Here is a 19,438-nt window from a genome sequence, read left to right as displayed (position 1 = left end):
AGCCGGCATGAAAAAGGGGGAAGGCCCGGCGGACCTTCCCCCTTTTCTGATTCTTTGGCCGGGGCCGCCTCAGCGCCCCGACATGATCCGCTCGACCAGCTGCCGCACCGTCGGGATGAAGCCGTTGGAGTAGAACGGGTCCTGGCCGAAGCGGTAGGCATTGTGGCCGGCGAACATCAGGTTGTGCTCCACCGCGCCATCATGCGCGATGTCCTGCAGCGTCTTCTGGATGCAGAAGCTGCGCGGGTCGGCGCGCTTGCCGTTGTTGTAGTCCGGGCCATGCTGCGTCCAGTTGGAGAAGCGGCAATGGGACAGGCAGCCCATGCAGTCCGTCTGGTCCTTCAGGATCTCGCGCGAGTTCTCGGGCGTGACGAAGACCAGCGTGTTGTCGGGCGTGCGCAGCGCCTCGGTATAGCCCTGGGCCTCCCAGTGATGCACGCGCTCCAGATCGCCCGGCGCCAGCCAGACCAGCCGCTTGCGCGGCCCGACGCCGTATTCGGCGGTGTGCTCGCCCACCGGCTCGGGGCTGATCGCCACCTGCCGCTCGTTGCGGGCCTCGAGATCCCGCAGGAAGTCGTTGCGCACCGCCGAGGAATAGAAGCCGGTCGGCGAGAAGGGCTGCAGCAGCACGTCGCCGGGCTTCAGGGTCAGCAGCCGCTGCTTCCAGGCCTCGCTGATCGGGGATTCGCGGGTGAGCAGCGGCCGGGTGCCGAACTGGAAGGCGACCGGCCCGAGCTCGGGATTGTCGATCCAGTCCTCCCACTCCTCCAGCCACCAGACGCCGCCGGCCATGATGATCGGCACATCGCCCAGGCCGAACTGGCGCATCTGCTCGCGCAGCTTGCGGACGCGCTCATAGGGCGCCTCGGGGCGGTTCGGGTCCTCGGAATTGGACAGGCCGTTGTGCCCGCCCGCCAGCCAGGGGTCCTCGTAGACCACGCCGCCCAGCAGCTCGGAGACCTTGCTGTAGCTGCGCTTCCACAGCGCCGTGAAGGCCCGGCCGGAGGAGACGATGGGGTAGTAGAAGGTGTTGAACTCGCGGGCGATCTCGGCCAGGCGATAGGGCATGCCGGCGCCGCAGGTGATGCCGTTGATCAGGCCGCGCGCGCCTTCCAGGACACCGCGCAGCACCCGCTCGGCGCCGCCCATCTCCCAGAGCACGTTGATATGGACCCGGCCCTGGCCGCCGGCCCGCTCATGGGCCTCGCGCGCCTGGGCGATGCCGCCGGCGATGCCGTAGGCGACCAGCTCCTCGTGACGGTCCCGCCGGGTACGGCCGTGATAGACCTGCCGGATGACATGGCCGTCCGCGTCATAGCTGTCGGCGTTGACGCCCGAGAAGGTGCCGACGCCGCCGGCGCCCGCCCATTCCCCGCAGGAGGCCCCGGTGGACACGGCCACGCCCTTGCCCCCCTCCACCAGCGGAAGCACGTCCACACCGCCCATACGGATCGCGTTGATTGCCTTCACCGCAGTTCTACCGTCCCAGAAACGAATTTCACGATAGCGTCATTTAAGGCCGGCCGCACGTATTCCGAGGGCCAGCCCGGTAATTTTTGGAAATGTGATGTGAGCGTGGCGGCCCCTCCCAAGGGAAGGCCGCCGCCACGTCCGGCCGGACCGAAGCCTCAGTCGGCCGCGTGATCGCGGCGCGGGCGCCGCTCGCGCCGCTCGCCACGGGGCTCGCGCTCGCCGCGCTCGCCGGCGTCGCCGCCCTCGCCACCCTCGCGGGGACGGCGGGCGCCGACCTGCTCGGTGATATCGGCACCGCTGGCCTGATCGACAACCCGCATGGACAGCTTCACCTTGCCGCGGTCGTCGAAGCCCAGCACCTTCACCTTCACCTTGTCGCCCTGCTTGACGATGTCGGTGGTCTTGCTGACGCGCTCGTTGGCCAGCTCGGAGATGTGCACCAGCCCGTCCTTGGCGCCGAGGAAGTTCACGAAGGCGCCGAAATCGGCGGTCTTCACCACGGTACCGTTGTAGATCTGCCCCACCTCGGGCTCGGCGGTGATGCCGCGGATGCGGTCGATCGCCGCCTGGGTCGCCTCGGGGCTGGTCGACGCGATCTTGATCGTGCCGTCATCCTCGATGTCGATCTTGGTGCCGGTGGTCTCGACGATGTCGCGGATCACCTTGCCGCCGGTGCCGATGACCTCACGGATCTTGTCCTTCGGCACGTTGATGATGGTGATCTTGGGCGCGTTGGAGGCGACATCGGTGCGGGCGCCGGTCAGGCCCTTCGCCATCTCGCCCAGGATGTGCAGCCGGCCGCCCTTGGCCTGCTCCAGCGCGATCCGCATGATCTCGGGCGTGATCGAGGTGATCTTGATGTCCATCTGGAGGGAGGTGATGCCCTCCTCCGTGCCGGCCACCTTGAAGTCCATGTCGCCGAGGTGGTCCTCGTCGCCCAGGATGTCGGAAAGGACGGCGAAGCCCTTCTCCTCCTTGATCAGGCCCATGGCGATGCCGGCGCAGGGGCGCTTCAGCGGCACGCCGGCATCCATCAGCGACAGCGAGGTGCCGCAGACGGTGGCCATCGAGGAGGAGCCGTTCGACTCCGTGATCTCCGACACGACGCGCATCGTGTAGGGGAAGGTCGACTTCTCCGGCAGCAGCCGGCGGATGGCGCGCCAGGCGAGCTTGCCATGGCCGATCTCGCGGCGGCCGGGGCTGCCCATCCGGCCCGTCTCGTTCACCGAGTAGGGCGGGAAGTTGTAGTGCAGCATGAAGTTCTCGCGGTACTCGCCCGCGAGCTGGTCGATGATCTGCTCATCCTGCCCGGTGCCCAGGGTCGCGACGCAGAGCGCCTGGGTCTCGCCACGGGTGAACAGCGCCGAGCCATGCGCGCGCGGCAGCACGCCGACCTCGGCCACGATCGGGCGCACGGTCCTGGTGTCGCGGCCGTCGATGCGGATGCCGGTGTCGAGGATGGCGTTGCGGACCACGTCCGCCTCCAGCTCCTTCAGCAGGCCCTTGGCCTGCGCGGCCTCGTCCTCGCTGAGCTGCGCCAGGATCGCCTTCTTGGCCTCGCCCACCTTGCCGTAGCGGACGAGCTTCTGGGTCTCCTTGTAGGCCTCGGCGATCGAGACGCGGCCCAGCTCGGCCAGCTTCGCCTTGAGCGCGACGGTCTCGGCGGATTCCTCCGGCAGGTCCCACGGCTCCTTGGCGGCGCGCTCGGCCAGCTCGATGATGCCCTCGATCACCGGCTGGAAGCCCTGGTGGCCGAAGTTCACGGCGCCTAGCATGTCGTCCTCGGACAGCTCCTGCGCCTCGGACTCGACCATCAGCACGCCCTCGGCGGTGCCGGCCAGCACCAGGTCGAGCTTGGAGGTCTTCATCTGCTCGAGCGTCGGGTTGAGGACATAGGCGCCCTCGATCAGCCCGACGCGGGCGGCGCCGACGGGGCCGAAGAACGGGATGCCCGACAGCGTCAGCGCGGCGGAGCAGCCGACCATGGCGACGATGTCGGGGTTGTTCTCCATGTCATGCGACAGCACCGTCGCGATGACCTGCACCTCGTTGCGGAAGCCCTCGGGGAAGAGCGGGCGGATCGGCCGGTCGATCAGGCGCGAGATCAGCGTCTCGCTCTCCGACGGGCGCCCCTCGCGCTTGAAGAAGCCGCCGGGGATCTTGCCGGCCGCGAAGGCCTTTTCCTGATAGTTCACGGTGAGCGGGAAGAAGTCCTGCCCCGGCTTCACGCTGCGGGCACCGACCACCGTGCACAGCACGATGGTGTCGCCGAGGCGCGCCATCACGGCGCCATCCGCCTGCCGCGCGACCTTGCCGGTCTCCAGCGTCAGGGTCTTGCCGCCCCAGGCGATGTCCTTGCGGAAGTAGTTTTCGAACATGGATCGTCCTTGCATCGCGGCCCGCCTTCACGATGGCGGGCCCTGCGTCGCGCCGCGCGGCGCGGTGGCCGGCGCGGCAATGCCGAAAGGGCGATGCGGGATGGCCAGTGCCGGACCGATCTCGCCCCCGGGACAGCGTCCCGGTGGCTTCCGGCGTCTCGGGCGGCATGGATGGCCGCGAGGGTTCCCGCGGAACGCACCATGTGGCCGGAAACGCCGCCACGCGGCCTGGCCGTTCATCCGGCAGGATCGCGCTCGGCGCAGCCTCAGTCATGCCCGCATGCCCGCGGGTCCGGGCGCCCGCCTCCGGGCGGCCCGGCGCGCCTTATGAACCGAATGGGCGCGGGATGCCACGGGAAAATATCCCGCCGCCAGGGCGGGGGCCGGTCCGGCCCGCCCCGCTCCCCGAAAAAAGGGCGGAGCCTCGCGGCCCCGCCCCCGTCATCCCGAAAAGCCCGGAAGGCTCAGGCCGCGCTCTTCAGCGCCGCGGCCTTCACCTCGTCGCTCACCGTGCCGGCGAAGGTCTCGAAGTTCTTCTCGAACAGCGAGACCAGATGCGCCGCCTGCCGGTCATAGGCCGCCTTGTCGGCCCAGGAGTCGCGCGGGTTCAGCACCTCGGAGGGCACGCCCGGCACGTTCTGCGGCACGGCGAGGCCGAAGAACGGGTCGGTCGCGAACTCGGCCTGGGCCAGGCTGCCATCCAGCGCGGCCCGCAGCAGGGCGCGGGTGTGCTTGATGGACATGCGCTGGCCGGTGCCATAGGCGCCGCCGGTCCAGCCGGTGTTCACCAGCCACACCTGGGCGCCGTGCCTGGCGATCAGCTCGGCCAGCATCTTGCCGTAGACCTCGGGGTGGCGCGGCAGGAAGGGGGCGCCGAAGCAGGTGGAGAAGGTGGCCTGCGGCTCCTTGCCCAGACCCTTCTCGGTGCCGGCGACCTTGGCGGTGTAGCCGGACATGAAGTGGTACATCGCCTGCGCCGGCGTCAGCTTCGCGATCGGCGGCAGCACGCCGAAGGCGTCGGCCGTCAGCATCACCACGTTCTTCGGCAGGCCCGCCATGCCGCCCGGCGCGGTGTTCGGGATGAACTCGATCGGGTAGCAGGAGCGGGTGTTCTCGGTCAGCGAGCCGTTGTCGAGGTCGAGATTGCCGCGCTCATCGCCGATGACGTTCTCGAGCACGGCGCCGAAGCGGTGCGAGGCGTTCCAGATCTGCGGCTCGGCCTCCTGGCTGAGCTTGATGACCTTGGCGTAGCAGCCACCCTCGAAGTTGAAGACGCCGCGCGGCGACCAGCCATGCTCGTCATCGCCGATCAGCGCCCGCTCGGGGTCGGAGGAGAGGGTGGTCTTGCCGGTGCCGGAGAGGCCGAAGAACAGCGCGGTGTCGCCGTCCTTGCCGACATTGGCCGAGCAATGCATCGGCAGCACGCCCTGGGCCGGCAGCAGCCAGTTCATCACGGTGAAGATCGACTTCTTGATCTCGCCCGCATAGCTGGTGCCGGCGATGGCGATGATCTTCCGGGCGAAGGACAGCGCGATCAGCGTGGTGGAATTGGCGCGGCCGCCATGCTCCGGCTTCGCCTCCATCTCGGGGGCGTGCAGGATGGTGAAGTCCGGCGTGAAGCCTTCCAGCTCCTCGACGGGCGGGCGGATGAACATGTTGCGGGCGAACAGCGCGTGCCACGCATTGGTCGTCACCAGCCGGACCTTGATGCGGTAGGCCGGGTCGGCGCCGGCGTAGAGGTCCTCGGTGAACAGCTCCTTGCGCTCGCCCAGCCACTGGCGGACATCGGCGGCGAAGGTCTCGAACTTGGCCGGGTCCAGCTTCTGGTTGACCTTGCCCCACCAGATCTCCTGCGAGACCTCGGGGTCCTCGGCCACGAACTTGTCGGCGACGGAGCGGCCGGTGTGCACGCCGGTCACCGCCATGAAGGCGCCATCGGCGGACAGGCGGCCCTCGCCGCGGCGCAGCGCATGGGCGTAGAGGCCAGATGCGGTCAGGTTGGCATGGACGGCGGAAGCGGTGGTCACACCGGTTCCGGCGAGGGCCGCAGCGGAAGCGGCGTTCGGCGCTGTCATCTGGCTTTAGTCTCCGATCAAGGCGCTGTTCCTCCGGCGGACAGATTCCGTCGGGGCAGTAGCCATTGAAATTCCCCGCGCTCAGAAGGCATCCCATACGGGAGTCGCGCCGCAGGACGGCGGACGACGAAGGTATCACATGCTTGCGGGCGCGGTTGCAGAAATCCTAGGGGGCCTCCCCGGTCGCGGTCAATGTTCGTGTTGTTGTCTTATTATACGATGAATATGCGGCCACTCGCCGCTTGCGCGTCGATCAGCGGCCCATCGTGTTACCCTGCGGAACAGGCCAGCTCGGCCAACTGCTGCCGCGCCATCTCCGGCCCGTCCACCGGTCGCGGAAAGGTCCATCGCCACCCCCGTTCGCCGGCGATGAAGTCCGCGCCATCCACATCGACCGCGACCAGCCGCCAGGAGCCGGCGGGCAGCGCCGGGCAGCGCCGCGCCAGCCCGCTGGACAGGCGCTCATCCGCTTGAAACTCCGCGACAATCTCTGCCTCGGCCGCAGCCAGGGCGGCCACCGCGGCGGGCGGCGGCGCGACCTCGGAGGCGCGCAGCCGGGCGGCGGCCGCGAAGCCGCCGACCAGCATCACCGCCTCGGGGCGAAGGCGCCACAGGCTGAAATCGGCGAAGCCGGCATAAAGGGCCGCGTAGGGGTGCAGGGCCAGCCAGCATGCTTTCAGCGCCACCGTCTCATCCGGTGGAACCGGGGCCGCAAATCCGGTCACAGTCACGCGAGGACGACGCTGCGGATTGATGAACTCGCCCTCCTCCTGCACCATCAGGGCGCATCGGCCATCGCCCTGCAATTGCCGCGTGTGAATCGCTAGGCGCGACAGCCAGAGCAGGGGTGCGAGGTCCGGCGCCATGGCCGGCGTCACCAGGCTGACGAAGGGCTGCCCCTGGTGCTGGGTGGCCAGGCTGCCCTGCCGCGCGCCGCGCAGCAGGGCGCGGGCCTGGCGTATCGCTTCGGCCTTGTCCATCGGTGATACCGCTCCTCTCTCGCGACCCGTGCCGCCATGCTGGCCCGGCTTCGCCACAATCCGGCGCCATTGGCGAGAGAAAAGGCTTTCCGGAGAGGCGCGCCCGCGAGACAAGCCTTTCCGGGCCGCCTATCTGTTCCGCGCCTCAACCAAGAGCCCCGAGGAGCCGCCCCGCATGCCCGCGACGATCGCCCTGGTCGATGACGACCGCAACATCCTGACCTCCGTCTCCATGACGCTGGAGCAGGAGGGCTTCCAGGTGCGGACCTACACCGACGGCGAGAGCGCGCTGCAGGGCCTGCTCTCCCGGCCCGTGGACCTCGCCGTGCTGGACATCAAGATGCCGCGCATGGACGGGATGGAACTGCTGCAACGGCTGCGCCAGCGCTCCTCCCTGCCGGTGATCTTCCTGACCTCGAAGGATGAGGAGCTGGACCAGCTCATGGGGCTGCGGCTCGGCGCCGACGACTACATCACCAAGCCCTTCAGCCAGCGCCTGCTGCTGGAGCGCATCCGCGCCCTGCTGCGCCGCAACGAGGCCAGCCGCGCCGAGGGCAGCGGCGCGCCGCCCACCGGCGTCATCACCCGCGGCGACCTGGTGCTGGACGAGACCAAGCACACCTGCAGCTGGAAGGGCCAGCCGGTGCAGCTCACCGTGACCGAGTTCCTGCTGGTCAAGACGCTGGCCCAGCGCCCGGGCATGGTGAAGAACCGCGACCAGCTGATCGATGCCGCCTATGGCGAGGCGATCTATGTGGACGACCGCACCATCGACAGCCACGTCAAGCGCGTGCGCAAGAAGTTCCGGGCGGTGGATGACGACTTCTCGATGATCGAGACGTTGTATGGCATCGGCTACCGCTACAAGGAGGCCTGATGCCCGACGCCAGCGGCCGCCCGGCGCCGGCCCCGCCGCCGGCCGTGAGCCTGCCGCGCGAGCGGCGGCGGCGCATGTCGCCGCTGCTCCGGCGCATCCTCTTCGTCAACGCGGTGGCGCCGGCGCTGCTGGCCGCCTCCCTGCTCTATCTTGACCAGTACCAGACCGGCCTGCTCTCGGCCGAGGTCGAGGCGCTGCGCACCCAGGCCCGCATCTACGCCGCCGGCATCGCCGAGGCCGCCGTGCGGGTGCAGGACGACCGCGCCGTGCTGGTGCCCGATACCGCACGCCCCCTGCTGCGCCGCCTGGTCGAGCCCAGCCCCAACACCCAGGCCAAGCTGTTCGACAACACCGGCCTGCTGGTGGCCGACAGCCGCGTGCGCGAGGGCCAGGGCGGTGCCATCGTCACCGAGCCGCTGACGCCGCCCGAGCACCGCAGCTGGCTGGCCGGCACCATCGGCGGGCTCTACGACCGCATCCTGGCGCTGCTGCCGCGCTCGATCCTCGGCCCGCGCAGCGCCGATGACGCGGTTTTCGTCGATGTCACCCCGGGCGCCCCGTCCTTCGACTGGCAGCCCGCCATCGGCCCCGACCGGCGCGAGGAGCTCCGGCTGGCGCTGGAAGGCGGGGTGCGGCCCTATATCCGCCGCACCAACGAGGGACGGCTGCTGGTGTCCGTGGCCGAGCCCGCCCGGCGCGGCAACCAGAGCGTCGGCATCGTGCTGCTGACGCGCGAGGCGCGGCAGGTGGACGAGCGGCTGCTGGAGATCCGCACCTCCGTCCTCGGCCTCTTCATCCTGGCGCTGCTGCTGACCGTGGTGGCCTCGCTCTACCTCTCGCGCACCATCGCCGCGCCGATCCTCTCGCTGGCCGGCGCCGCCGCCGCCATGCGCCAGGGCAAGGGCCGCGCCGGCTCGGTGCCGACGCCGCTGCTGGCCCGCACCGACGAGATCGGCGTGCTGGCGCGCGACCTGCAATCCTCCGCCACCTCGCTCTGGGCGCGGATCGACCAGAACGAGCGCTTCGCCGCCGATGTGGCGCACGAGCTGCGCAACCCGCTGACCAGCGTGCGCTCGGCGCTGGAGACCTTGCGGCGGATCGAGAATCCGGAGCACCAGAAGCGGCTGCTCGACATCATCGCCGATGACGCGGTGCGGATGGACCGGCTGATCGCCGACATCTCCGACAGTTCCCGCGTCGATGCCGAGCTCTCCCGCACCGCCTCCGAGCCGGTGGACGTCGCCCCCTTCCTCTCCGCCCTGGCCGAGCTGCACAACAGCACCCGCAAGGAGGACGGGCCGGTGGTCGAGCTGGAGCTGGCGAAGCCGCCGCTGGTGGTGCGCGGCGTCGAGGGGCGGCTGGTGCAGGTGTTCCGCAACCTGCTGGGCAACGCCATCTCCTTCTCGCCGCCGCGCGGCAAGGTCTGGATGAAGGCGCGGCCGACCGGCGCGATGATGGAGTTCATGGTCGAGGACGAGGGGCCGGGCATCCCCGAGGCCAAGCTCGAGGGCATCTTCGACCGCTTCTACAGCGAGCGGCCGCATGGCGAGCAGTTCGGCCAGCATTCCGGCCTCGGCCTGTCGATCAGCCGGCAGATCGTCGAGGGCCTGGGCGGGCGGATCAGCGCCGAGAACCGGCGCGACGAATCCGGCAAGGTGGCCGGCGCGCGCTTCGTGGTGCGGCTGCCGATCGGCTGAGGCCCCGGCGGGGATCGCGCACTCAGGGCCGGGGCGGCGGCTCCTCCTCCTCTGGCCCCTCCTTTGGCCAGACCTCCGCCTCGGTGAGGCCCAGCGCGGCGAGGTCTGCGGCGCGCAGGGGTGCCTCCTCGGCCGCGAAGAACTCGTCGAGCTGGGGCGGCGCCACCGCCGTCCCGCTCAGCATGGCATGCGCCTGCCCGCGATGATGGATCTGATGCTGGAACAGGTGCAGCAGCAGCCGGTCCATCCGGTCCCGCTGGTCCCGCGCACCGCGGTGCACGGTGACGATCCGCGCCAGATCCGCCTCGGCAAGCGCCCCGACCAGCGCGATCAGCCGGCGGTCCATCGCGGCCTGCGCCGCCCGCAGCGCCGGCAGGTCGGCGCAGGGCTCGGGATCGGCCCAGGCGGCGGGGCCGAGTCGGCCGCCTTCCAGGGCGTCGATATAGAAGCGGTCGATGACCAGGATGTGGTTCAGGGTGGCGCGCAGGCTGGGGAAGAAACCGGTGCGCGGCGCCGCGAACTCCTCCGGAGGCAGCCGCGCGCAGGCGGTCAGCAGGCGGTGGTTGGCCCAGGCGTTGTTGCAGGCCATGGCGCGGTAGGGGCGGAGCGCGGCCATGCCCATCTCCGCCGCCTCAGCCGGCGACCGAGGCCGGATCGGCATTGGCGCCGCAGACCACGACTCCGACCCGGGCGCCCGCGGGCGGCGAGAAGGCGCCGCTCAGCAGCGCCGCCAGGGCGGTGGCGCCGCCGGGCTCCGCCACCAGGCGGCAGCGGTCCCAGAGCAGCGCCTGGGCGGCACGGATCGCCGCGTCCGGCACCAGCAGCGCGGTGCCGATGTGCCGGCGCGCGACCTGGAAGGCGAGCCCGCCGATCTGTCGCGCGCCCAGGCTGTCGGCCGCCAGGCCGCCGACCGGAACCGGGACCGGCCGCCCCTCGCGCAGCGCGGCGTAGAGGGTGGCGCAGGACTCCGGCTCGACGCTGACCACCTCGACCCGCTCGTCATACCAGGCCGCCATGCCGCCGATCAGCCCGCCGCCGCCGGTTGCCACCAGCACATGCGTCAGCTCCGGCGCCTGCTCCTCCAGCTCCAGCGCCAGCGTGCCCTGGCCGGCCAGCACCTCGGGCTGGTCATAGGCATGCACGATCAGCGCCCCGGTGGCGGCGGCGCGCGCCTCGCTGGCCAGCCGGGCCTCGTCATAGGCGGCGCCCCCCTGCACCAGCTCGGCGCCATAGGCGCGGATGCGCGCCAGCTTGGCCGGGCCGGTGATCTCGGGGACGAAGATGGCGGCCGGCACGCCGAGCGCCTGCGCGGCATAGGCCACCGCCGCGCCATGGTTGCCGCCGGAGGCCGCCACCACGCCGGCGGCGGGGATCTCGGCCGAGAGCAGCCGGTTGAAGGCGCCGCGCGGCTTGAAGGAGCCGGTCGCCTGCAGCAGCTCCAGCTTCAGCGTGACATCGCAGGGCGCCCCGGTGTCATGGGCGGAGAGGCGCAGCAGGGGGGTGCGGCGGATATGCGGGGCGACGCGGGCGGCGGCCGCCCGGATAGCCGCCGCGTCCGGCGGCGCGGATCGCGCGGAGGATGCGGGAGAGGTCATGGCGGGGGCGAGCGTGGCACCGAAGCCCGGCGCGGGCAATCGCGCGCGCCGGTTCTGGTTTGTCCGACCAACGCAACCGCAGGTGCAGGATCACGGAAGGCTTTTACAGCCACCCCGATGCTGCCATATTTCGCCACATTACAGAGGAGCCACTTCCCCCATGTTGCTCCATGGCAGTTGCGCCGCCTCCGAGGGGCCTTCCGGCCTGGGCGGCGTCCTGGTGCTGGGCCCGCCCGGCTCCGGCAAGTCCGACCTGGTGCTGCGCCTGATGCAGCACGGCTGGCGACTCGTCGCCGACGACCAGGTGGAGCTGGAGCCCGGCGGCATGGCACGGGCGCCGGCGCCGCTGGCCGGGCTGCTGGAGGTCCGCGGTGTCGGCATCTTCCAGGGGCTGCCGCATGGTCCGGCGCCGCTGTGCCTGGCGGTGGAGCTGGCGCCGCAGGCCGCCGTGCCGCGCCTGCCCTCGCCGCGCCGGTACACCCCGCCGGAGGGCGCCCCGCCCGGCTTCTCGCTGCCCCTGCTGGCGCTGCATCCCTTCGAGGCCTCGGCCCCCGCCAAGATCGAGCTGGCCCTCGCCGCCGCCACGGCCGGCCTGTCCCAGCGCGCCGGGGCCTTCGCGGCGTGAGCGAGCCCTCACCGGATGCGCCGGGAGGGGCGCGGCCCCGCCCCGTGGTGCTGGTGACCGGCCTCTCCGGTGCCGGCCGCTCCTCGACCCTGCGCGTTCTGGAGGATCTGGGCTTCGAGAGCGTGGACAACCCGCCGCTCTCGGTCCTGGAGGAGGTGGTGCGCGAGGGCCGGAGCGCGCCACTCGCCGTCGGGGTCGATGTGCGGACGCGCGGCTTCGAGGCGGCGGAGATGCTGGCGCTGCTGGCGCGGCTGCGCGCCCTGCCGGACCTCGACCCGCAGCTGCTCTACGTGACCGCCGAGGAGACCGTGCTGCTGCGCCGCTTCTCCGAGACGCGGCGGCGCCATCCCCTGGCCCCCGGCGGCTCGCTGGGCGGCTCGGTCGCGGATGGCATCGCCCGCGAGCGGGAGCTGCTTGGCCCCCTGCGCGACGCGGCCGACCTGGTGATCGACACCACCGAACTGCCGCTGCCCGACCTGCGCCGGCTGATCGGCCGCCGCTTCGGCGCCGTCGAGGCCGAGGGCATGGGGATCAGCGTGCTGTCCTTCGCCTTCCCGCGGGGCCTGCCGCGCGAGGCCGACCTGGTCCTGGACCTGCGCTTCCTGCGCAACCCGCATTACGATCCGGCGCTGCGGCCGCTGACCGGGCGCGATCCGGCGGTCGCCGCCTTCATCCGGACGGATCCGCATTTCGCCCCATTCTGGCAGCGCATGACCGCGCTGCTCGACCCGCTGTTGCCCCGCTACGCCGCCGAGGGCAAGAAATACCTGACGGTCGCCCTCGGCTGCACCGGCGGCAAGCACCGCTCGGTGCTGCTGGCTGAAATGCTGTCCGCGCATCTTGCCGGACGGGGCTGGCGTGTCGATCTGAGTCACCGCGAACTGGCGGCCGCCCCGGATGCGAGCAGCGGCGGCGGAACCCTCGCCGCGCAGGAGCCGGCGGGAATGGACAGGACGCGGCCGGCAAGCCCGGCGAGCACGGGACCGTGGTCCCAAACGGGTCGGGAGGCCCCCTTTTCTTGCACACTGTGATGGCGTTTCGTCGATGATCGGCCTCGTACTGGTCAGCCATGGCCGTCTGGCCGAGGAGATGCGCCGGGCGATGGAGCATGTCGTCGGGCCGCAGCCGCAGGTCGAGACGGTCTGCATCGGCCCCGAGGACGGCATGGAGGACACCAAGCGCGACATCCTCGCGCGGGTGGCCGAGGTCGATCAGGGGGATGGCGTCATCATCCTGACCGACATGTTCGGCGGCACCCCCTCCAACCTCGCCACCGCCGTGGCCAAGGCCAAGGCGGGGGAGGGCGAGACGGTGGAGGTGATCGCCGGGGTCAACCTGCCGCTGCTGGTCAAGCTGGCGCGCATCCGCAGCGCCGAGACCCTCTCCCCCTGCGTCGAGCATGCCATGCGCGCCGGCCGGCATTATATTGCCTGTGCCACGCCGGCGCGTTGCACCCCGCCCGCCGAGATGGCACAGCAGACCGGCGGCCCGATGGCCGGCAGCGTGAGGAAAGTCTCGTGACCCTGCTCCCTCCCCGTCCGGCCGCCTGCCTCGCCCCGTCCGACGTCTTCCGCTCCAGCGCCGCGGCGCAGGCCTCGGCCGAGGCGGGCAACCCGCTGCTGCTGCGCCGCATCGTCCGGGTGCCGAACAGCCGCGGCCTGCACGCCCGCGCCGCCGCCAAGCTGGTCTCGCTGGCCGAGGGGTTCTCGGCCTGCGTCACGGTCTCGCATGATGGCCAGAAGGTGCCCGCCTGCTCCATCATGGGGCTGATGATGCTCGGCGCCGGGCAGGGCAGTGAAGTGGTGGTGGAGGCCGAGGGGTGGGATGCGCGGGAAGCGCTGGATGCGGTCGCCGGCCTGATCGAGGCCGGCTTCCATGAAGACTGACAGGACCGAGAAGAGCGAGGCGCCGAAGCGGGTCGGCCGACGGACCCGGGAAGCCACCCTGCACGGCATCCCCATCGCCCCCGGGGTCGCGATCGGCGCCGTCTATGACACCAGCGAGCCCCCGGCCGAGGCGCCGCGCCGCACCATCGCCCCCGGCGCCGCCGAGGAGGAGCGTGGCCGCCTGGCCGCCGCCGTGGCCCTCAGCCGCAAGCAGGTCACCAAGCTGAAGAACCGGCTCTCCATCCTGCCCGAGGAGGCGCAGGAGGAGCTGGAACCGCTGCTCGACGCCTATGGGCTGATGCTGCGGGACAGCCGGCTGCTGCGCGGCGCGCGCCGCCGCATCGCCGAGGAGCTGCTGGCCGCCGAGACGGCGGTGCAGGACGAGGCCGAGGCCATCGCCGCCACCATCCTGGCCGCGCGGGACGACGACAAGGCCGGCCTCCGCCGCCGCGCCGGCGAGGTGCGCGAGATCGCCCGCCGCCTGACCCGCAACCTCACCGCCACCCCTTTCCGCAGCCTGAAGGACGTGCCCCAGGGCGCCATCCTGGTGGCCGAGGAGCTGACCCCGGCCGATGCCGCGCTGCTCGATCCCACCCGGATCGCCGGCGTGGCGACCGACGAGGGCGGCGCCGACGGGCATACCGCGATCATGCTGCGGGCCCTCGGCATTCCGAGCGTGCTCGGCTGCCACGGCCTGAGCGAGGCGGCGCGGCGCGGCGACGAGGCGGTGCTGGACGGCGGCCTCGGCACCGTCGTGCTGCGCCCGGGCGCGGAGGCGCTGGAGACCGGCCGGGCGGCGCTCGCCGCCTATGCCAAGGAGAAGGCGCGGCTGGCCAAGCTGCGCCGCCTGCCCTCCATCACGCTCGATGGCGAGGAGGTGGAGCTGCAGGCCAATCTGGAGATCCCCGCCGAGCTGCCGCTGATCGCCCAGGCCGGGGCGCAGGGCATCGGCCTGCTGCGCACCGAGTTCCTCTTCATGAACCGTGAGGACCTGCCGGACGAGGATGCGCAGTTCGAGGCCTACAGCCAGATCGTCGGCCCCCTGGCGGGAGACGGCGTGACCATCCGCGTGCTGGACTGGGGCGGCGAGAAGGACATCCAGGCCCTGGCCGACGGGGTCGAGACCTATCACAGCGGCCCCAACCCGGCGCTCGGCCTGCGCGGCGTGCGCATGCTGCTGAAGCGCCCCGAGCTGCTGGAGGCGCAGTTCGCGGCCATCCTGCGGGTGGCGACGCAGGGTCCGGTGCGGGTGCTGCTGCCGATGGTGACGGTGCCCGAGGAGGTCGCCCAGGCGCGCGAGATCTACGAGCGGGTGGCCCGCCGCCTGCGCCGCAAGGGCACGCCCCTGCCCGAGCGCCTGCCGCCGCTCGGCGTCATGATCGAGACGCCGGGCGCCGCGCTGGCGGCGGACGCCATCGCGCTGGAGGCGGATTTCTTCGCCATCGGCACCAATGACCTGGCCATGTACACCCTGGCGGTGGACCGGGCCGAGACCGAGGTGGCGCATCTCTACGACCCGCTGCACCCCGCCGTGCTGCGCCTCGTGCAGTTCGCCACCGAGGCGGCGCTGCGGCTGCGGATGCCGGTCTCGGTCTGCGGCGAGATGGCGGGCAATCCCCGCCTGGTGCCGCTGCTGCTCGGGCTCGGGCTGCGGACCCTTTCGATGAATGCCAGCGCCATTCCGCGCGTGAAGCAGATGGTCCGCTCCCTCAAGATCGACGACTGCGCCCGCTTCGCCCGGCGCGTCATGGAGCAGAGCGACCCGAAGCGGATCCAGGAGCTGGTGATGGAGTTCGGCGAGGCGGCCGCCTGAAGCGGCGGGCGCTCCGGCGCCATCCGATCATATAAACACATTCTTATGTTTCGTCGTGCGGGCTGGCCATCCGCCGGCCGCCTGTGCTACCCGCCGGGGCAGATCCGGAGAAGCACCATGCCCGACGTGAACGCCCAGCATGACTACAAGGTCAAGGACATCTCCCTGGCGGCCTGGGGCCGCAAGGAGATCTCCATGGCCGAGGACGAGATGCCCGGCCTGATGGCCATCCGCGCCGAATACGGCCCGTCCCAGCCGCTGAAGGGCGCCCGCATCGCCGGCTGCCTGCACATGACCATCCAGACCGCCGTGCTGATCGAGACGCTGACCGCGCTCGGCGCCGAGGTCCGCTGGTCCTCCTGCAACATCTTCTCGACCCAGGACCACGCCGCCGCCGCCATCGCCGCCGCCGGCATCCCCGTCTTCGCCTGGAAGGGCATGAACGAGGAGGAGTTCTGGTGGTGCATCGAGCAGACCGTCCGGGGCCCGGATGGCTGGGAGATCAACATGATCCTCGATGACGGCGGGGATCTCACCGTGCTGATGCACGACAAGTATCCCGAGCTGCTGAAGAACGTCCGCGGCCTCTCCGAGGAGACCACGACGGGCGTCCACCGCCTGTGGGACATGGCGAAGAAGGGCACGCTGAAGGTTCCGGCCATCAACGTGAACGACAGCGTCACCAAGTCGAAGTTCGACAACCTCTATGGCTGCCGCGAGAGCCTGGTCGACGCCATCCGCCGCGGCACGGACGTGATGATGGCCGGCAAGATCGCCGTCGTCGCCGGCTACGGCGATGTCGGCAAGGGCTCGGCCGCCTCGCTGCGCAACGCCGGCTGCCGCGTGATGGTGACCGAGGCCGACCCGATCTGCGCCCTGCAGGCCGCCATGGAAGGCTATGAGGTGGTGACGATGGAGGATGCGGCGCCGAAGGGCGACATCTTCGTCACCGCGACCGGCAATGTGGACGTCATCACGCTCGACCACATGCGGGCGATGAAGCACCGCGCCATCGTCTGCAACATCGGGCACTTCGACAGCGAGATCCAGATCGGCGCCCTGCGGAACTTCCAGTGGGACAATGTCAAGCCGCAGGTGGACGAGGTGATCTTCCCCGACGGCAAGCGCCTGATCGTGCTGTCGGAAGGCCGCCTGGTGAACCTCGGCAACGCCACCGGGCACCCGAGCTTCGTGATGTCCGCCAGCTTCTCCAACCAGACGCTGGCGCAGATCGAGCTCTGGACCAACCACCAGAACTACGAGTGCAAGGTCTACACCCTGCCCAAGAAGCTGGACGAGAAGGTGGCGGCCCTGCACCTGGCCAAGGTCGGCGCCAAGCTGACCAGGCTGTCCCCCGCCCAGGCGGAGTATATCGGCGTGCCGGCGAGCGGCCCGTTCAAGCACGAGGCCTATCGCTACTGACCGACCGCGTGGCCGGCCCCGGGCGGGGCCGGCCCACCGGCTTCGCTCCCCCTGGTTCGCCGTCCATTGGTTCGCGCAGGATGGTTTCGCCCCGCATCGTTCCGGGATAAAGCAGGTGAATGCCGGGTCAACCGGCCGCCGCATCCCCTGGGGAGGAAGACACCGTCATGAACCGCCGCGCCCTGCTCGGCGCCGCCGCCACCGCGCCGGCCGCCCTCGCCGCACCCGCCCTGGCGCAATCCGCCCCCGAGGTGCGCTGGCGCCTGACCAGCGCCTTCCCGCGCAACCTGGACATCCTGTTCGGCGCCCCGGAGCTGATCGCCCGCCGCGTCGCCGCCATGACGGACAACAAGTTCCAGATCCGCGTCTTTCCGGCCGGCGAGATCGTCGGCGGGCTGCAGGCGCTGGACGCGGTGCAGGCCGGCACGGTCGAATGCGCCCACGCGCCGGCCTACTACTGGATCGGCAAGGACCCGACCTTCGCCTTCTTCACCACCATCCCCTTCGGCCTGAACACCCGGATGAACAAGGCCTGGTACAGCCACGGGGGCGGCGCCGCCCTGGCCCAGGAGTTCTTCGCCGACTACAACATCGTCTTCATCCCGGCCGGCGACACCGGCGCCCAGATGGGCGGCTGGTTCCGCAAGGAGGTGAAGACGCTGGCCGACCTGCAAGGGCTGAAGTTCCGCATCGCCGGCATCGCCGGGCAGGTCTTCGCCAAGCTTGGCGCGGTGCCGACCCAGGTGGCGGCGGCCGACATCTACCCGGCGCTGGAGCGGGGCACGCTGGACGCGGTCGAGTTCGTCGGCCCCTATGACGACGAGAAGCTGGGCTTCGCCCGGGTGGCGCCGAACTACTACTTCCCCGGCTTCTGGGAGCCCTCCGCCCGCACCGCGCTGCTGATCGGCAAGCAGGCGCACGACGCCCTGCCGCCCGCCTACAAGGCGGCGCTGGAGGCCGCCTGCTCCGAGGCCGACCAGGACATGACCGCGCGCTACGACGCCGCCAACCCGCAGGCCATGCGCCGCCTCATCGCCGCCGGCGCGCAGCTCCGCCCCTGGTCGCGCGAGATCCTCGCCGCCTCCTGGAAGGCGACGCATGAGCTGTATGACGAGATCTCGGCGAAGAACGAGCGCTTCAGGAAGCTCTGGGAGTCGCAGCGCCGCTTCCGCGACGACAGCTACGCCTGGTTCCGCGTCGCCGAGAACTCCTTCGACAACTTCGCCTTCACCGCCGGCCAGACCGTGCGCTGATCGCCCCCCGATTGGGCCCCCGATCGGGCCGCTGACGCGATCCTGACCGCCCCTGTCCTGGATTTCATCCCGGGCGGCGGCGGCCGGGGTCTCGCGCGGCGTGACAGTTCCGGCGGTGCGAGCTATCCGGGCCATCCCAGAGCAGGATGTCGCCATGGATTTCGCCTCGCTTCTCTCCGCACTGATGATGGGGATCGTGGAGGGGCTGACCGAGTTCCTCCCCATCTCCTCCACCGGCCACCTGATCCTTCTCGGCGAGGCCATCGGCTTCCAGGGGCCGCCCGGCAAAACCTTCGAGATCAGCATCCAGCTTGGCGCCGTGCTGGCGGTGATCTGGCTGTTCCGCGCGACGCTGCTGCGCATCGCCTTCGGCATGTGGAAGCGGGGCAGCACCGAATACTACTTCGCCCTCAACCTGCTGCTGGCCTTCCTGCCCGCCATGGTCTTCGGCGCCACGCTCTACAGGACGGTGACGGACCTGCTCTACACGCCCTTCGTCGTCGCGGTGGCGCTGATCCTGGGCGGCATCGTCATCATCGCCATCGAGAGGCTGCGCCCGGCGCCCAGCATCCATTCCGTGCCGGAGATCGGGCCGCTGGCCGCGCTGCTGATCGGCTTCGGCCAGGCGCTGGCGATGATCCCGGGCACCAGCCGCTCCGGCGCCACCATCATCAGCGCCCTGCTGGTCGGCGTGGATCGCCGCACCGCCGCCGAGTTCAGCTTCCTGCTCGCGGTGCCGACCATGATCGCCGCCACCACCTTCAGCCTGTGGAGGAACCGCGCGGTGCTGGACCTCTCGGCCAGCGGGCAGATCGCGGTGGGCTTCATCGCCGCCTTCATCGTTGCGCTGCTGGTGGTCCGCTGGCTGATGAACGTGATCAGCCGCATCGGCTTCACCCCCTTCGCGTGGTACCGCATCGCCCTCGGCCTGCTGATCCTCGCCTGGCTCGGCCTGCGCTGAGGCCCTTCCCGCGGGGCTGCGGCACGAAGGAGGCTTGAAATCCGTCCGGCCGTGACGCCAGGATACGACACCACCTGGAATGGATGTCGATCCCATGAGATTCGCGCCCGGATTGCTGCTCCTGGCGGCGGCCGCACTCGCCCCCGGTCTGGCCCAGGCACAAAGCTGGCCGAATGACACCGGCCCGCGCGGGGATCTGATGACCAGCACCAGCAGCCAGTTCGACCGCTTCTGGCAGGCCCCGGCGGCCGGCGGCTCGCCGGCCCTCGCGCCAATGCCGGCGCCGGTGCCGGTCCTGGACTGGCAGCCCCCGCCGTCGCCGGCGGCGCCCCCCGACCGCGCGGCCCAGCCCCGGCGGCAAACCGCCGTGCGATAGGGCTTTTCCCCGCTTCGTGGCGCCCGT

General features: G+C 70.9%; 17 protein-coding genes. 11 read left to right on the top strand and 6 right to left on the bottom strand.

Annotated elements, in window-relative coordinates; translation table 11 throughout:
- Positions 1-69: 69 nt before the first annotated feature.
- From ACF3NH_RS07555 to ACF3NH_RS07540, 4 genes are all read right to left on the bottom strand, one after another.
- On the bottom strand, positions 70-1,470 hold the full coding sequence (locus ACF3NH_RS07555; RefSeq protein ID WP_198365039.1) for an NAD(P)H-dependent flavin oxidoreductase: 1,401 nt from the start codon (positions 1,468-1,470) through the stop codon (positions 70-72).
- A gap of 158 nt (positions 1,471-1,628) precedes the next feature.
- Positions 1,629-3,851, bottom strand: a complete 2,223-nt coding sequence (gene pnp, locus ACF3NH_RS07550; RefSeq protein WP_422922409.1) for a polyribonucleotide nucleotidyltransferase — start codon at positions 3,849-3,851, stop codon at positions 1,629-1,631.
- Positions 3,852-4,315: 464 nt separating this feature from the next.
- Positions 4,316-5,926 carry a phosphoenolpyruvate carboxykinase gene (locus ACF3NH_RS07545; RefSeq protein ID WP_422922408.1) on the bottom strand — a complete coding sequence of 537 codons (1,611 nt, stop codon included), beginning with the start codon at positions 5,924-5,926 and terminating at the stop codon, positions 4,316-4,318.
- 269 nt (positions 5,927-6,195) lie between these two features.
- Entirely contained in the window at positions 6,196-6,906 is a 711-nt protein-coding gene (locus ACF3NH_RS07540) for a HugZ family pyridoxamine 5'-phosphate oxidase (protein ID WP_422922407.1), read from the bottom strand.
- A gap of 175 nt (positions 6,907-7,081) precedes the next feature.
- Here ACF3NH_RS07540 and ACF3NH_RS07535 point away from each other — a divergent pair, with 175 nt between their 5' ends.
- Both ACF3NH_RS07535 and ACF3NH_RS07530 read left to right on the top strand, forming a co-directional pair.
- Positions 7,082-7,783 (top strand): response regulator transcription factor, encoded by a 702-nt coding sequence (locus ACF3NH_RS07535; RefSeq protein ID WP_198365035.1) that lies wholly within the window; start codon positions 7,082-7,084, stop codon positions 7,781-7,783.
- Positions 7,783-9,480, top strand: coding sequence for a stimulus-sensing domain-containing protein (locus ACF3NH_RS07530; RefSeq protein ID WP_422922406.1), 1,698 nt, complete (start codon positions 7,783-7,785; stop codon positions 9,478-9,480). Before ACF3NH_RS07535 ends, ACF3NH_RS07530 begins: the two co-directional genes overlap by 1 nt.
- Before the next feature lie 22 nt (positions 9,481-9,502).
- On the opposite strand, the gene ACF3NH_RS07525 is transcribed toward ACF3NH_RS07530, so the two are convergent.
- Together ACF3NH_RS07525 and ACF3NH_RS07520 are read right to left on the bottom strand one after the other, a co-directional pair.
- Positions 9,503-10,096, bottom strand: coding sequence for a DinB family protein (locus ACF3NH_RS07525; protein ID WP_422922405.1), 594 nt, complete (start codon positions 10,094-10,096; stop codon positions 9,503-9,505).
- A gap of 16 nt (positions 10,097-10,112) precedes the next feature.
- Complete coding sequence (locus ACF3NH_RS07520) at positions 10,113-11,114, bottom strand: threonine/serine dehydratase (protein ID WP_422922404.1); 1,002 nt, start codon at positions 11,112-11,114, stop codon at positions 10,113-10,115.
- A 121-nt stretch (positions 11,115-11,235) separates the two neighbouring features.
- On the opposite strand from ACF3NH_RS07520, the gene ACF3NH_RS07515 reads away from it, so the two are divergent.
- From ACF3NH_RS07515 to ACF3NH_RS07475, 9 genes are all read left to right on the top strand, one after another.
- Complete coding sequence (locus tag ACF3NH_RS07515; RefSeq protein ID WP_422922403.1) at positions 11,236-11,700, top strand: HPr kinase/phosphorylase; 465 nt, start codon at positions 11,236-11,238, stop codon at positions 11,698-11,700.
- Positions 11,697-12,731, top strand: a complete 1,035-nt coding sequence (rapZ, locus tag ACF3NH_RS07510) for an RNase adapter RapZ (protein WP_422922402.1) — start codon at positions 11,697-11,699, stop codon at positions 12,729-12,731. The genes ACF3NH_RS07515 and rapZ overlap by 4 nt, the downstream gene beginning before the upstream one ends.
- Positions 12,732-12,744: 13 nt before the next feature.
- Positions 12,745-13,221, top strand: coding sequence for a PTS sugar transporter subunit IIA (locus ACF3NH_RS07505; protein ID WP_198365031.1), 477 nt, complete (start codon positions 12,745-12,747; stop codon positions 13,219-13,221).
- 95 nt (positions 13,222-13,316) lie between these two features.
- Positions 13,317-13,586 carry an HPr family phosphocarrier protein gene (locus tag ACF3NH_RS07500; protein ID WP_422924737.1) on the top strand — a complete coding sequence of 90 codons (270 nt, stop codon included), beginning with the start codon at positions 13,317-13,319 and terminating at the stop codon, positions 13,584-13,586.
- The gene (ptsP, locus tag ACF3NH_RS07495) at positions 13,576-15,399 is read left to right on the top strand and encodes a phosphoenolpyruvate--protein phosphotransferase (RefSeq protein WP_422922401.1); all 1,824 of its coding nucleotides are present in this window, start codon (positions 13,576-13,578) and stop codon (positions 15,397-15,399) included. The genes ACF3NH_RS07500 and ptsP overlap by 11 nt, the downstream gene beginning before the upstream one ends.
- Before the next feature lie 117 nt (positions 15,400-15,516).
- The gene (gene ahcY / locus ACF3NH_RS07490) at positions 15,517-16,821 is read left to right on the top strand and encodes an adenosylhomocysteinase (RefSeq protein ID WP_422922400.1); all 1,305 of its coding nucleotides are present in this window, start codon (positions 15,517-15,519) and stop codon (positions 16,819-16,821) included.
- Between the two features lie 167 nt (positions 16,822-16,988).
- Positions 16,989-18,074: a TRAP transporter substrate-binding protein gene (locus ACF3NH_RS07485; protein WP_422922399.1), complete on the top strand. Its 1,086-nt coding sequence runs from the start codon at positions 16,989-16,991 to the stop codon at positions 18,072-18,074.
- A gap of 154 nt (positions 18,075-18,228) precedes the next feature.
- Complete coding sequence (locus ACF3NH_RS07480) at positions 18,229-19,035, top strand: undecaprenyl-diphosphate phosphatase (protein WP_198365027.1); 807 nt, start codon at positions 18,229-18,231, stop codon at positions 19,033-19,035.
- 94 nt (positions 19,036-19,129) lie between these two features.
- Positions 19,130-19,411 (top strand): hypothetical protein, encoded by a 282-nt coding sequence (locus tag ACF3NH_RS07475; protein ID WP_198365026.1) that lies wholly within the window; start codon positions 19,130-19,132, stop codon positions 19,409-19,411.
- Positions 19,412-19,438: the final 27 nt, after the last annotated feature.

The sequence above is a fragment of the Pseudoroseomonas sp. WGS1072 genome (assembly GCF_049340465.1).
Taxonomy (GTDB): Bacteria; Pseudomonadota; Alphaproteobacteria; order Acetobacterales; family Acetobacteraceae; genus Pseudoroseomonas.
Note: the sequence above shows the minus strand (reverse complement) of the source record. Positions and strands in the feature narration are given on the sequence as shown.

Bases quoted from the DNA above. Each gene is read 5' to 3' on its own strand.
- ACF3NH_RS07480 (WP_198365027.1), top strand. From the start codon at position 18,229: ATGGATTTCGCCTCGCTTCTCTCCGCACTGATGATGGGGATCGTGGAG.
- ptsP (WP_422922401.1), top strand. From the start codon at position 13,576: ATGAAGACTGACAGGACCGAGAAGAGCGAGGCGCCGAAGCGGGTCGGC.
- ACF3NH_RS07515 (WP_422922403.1), top strand. From the start codon at position 11,236: ATGTTGCTCCATGGCAGTTGCGCCGCCTCCGAGGGGCCTTCCGGCCTG.
- ACF3NH_RS07475 (WP_198365026.1), top strand. From the start codon at position 19,130: ATGAGATTCGCGCCCGGATTGCTGCTCCTGGCGGCGGCCGCACTCGCC.
- ACF3NH_RS07540 (WP_422922407.1), bottom strand. From the start codon at position 6,906: ATGGACAAGGCCGAAGCGATACGCCAGGCCCGCGCCCTGCTGCGCGGC.
- ACF3NH_RS07545 (WP_422922408.1), bottom strand. From the start codon at position 5,926: ATGACAGCGCCGAACGCCGCTTCCGCTGCGGCCCTCGCCGGAACCGGT.
- ACF3NH_RS07485 (WP_422922399.1), top strand. From the start codon at position 16,989: ATGAACCGCCGCGCCCTGCTCGGCGCCGCCGCCACCGCGCCGGCCGCC.
- pnp (WP_422922409.1), bottom strand. From the start codon at position 3,851: ATGTTCGAAAACTACTTCCGCAAGGACATCGCCTGGGGCGGCAAGACC.
- ahcY (WP_422922400.1), top strand. From the start codon at position 15,517: ATGCCCGACGTGAACGCCCAGCATGACTACAAGGTCAAGGACATCTCC.
- ACF3NH_RS07525 (WP_422922405.1), bottom strand. From the start codon at position 10,096: ATGGCCGCGCTCCGCCCCTACCGCGCCATGGCCTGCAACAACGCCTGG.
- ACF3NH_RS07505 (WP_198365031.1), top strand. From the start codon at position 12,745: ATGATCGGCCTCGTACTGGTCAGCCATGGCCGTCTGGCCGAGGAGATG.
- ACF3NH_RS07530 (WP_422922406.1), top strand. From the start codon at position 7,783: ATGCCCGACGCCAGCGGCCGCCCGGCGCCGGCCCCGCCGCCGGCCGTG.
- ACF3NH_RS07535 (WP_198365035.1), top strand. From the start codon at position 7,082: ATGCCCGCGACGATCGCCCTGGTCGATGACGACCGCAACATCCTGACC.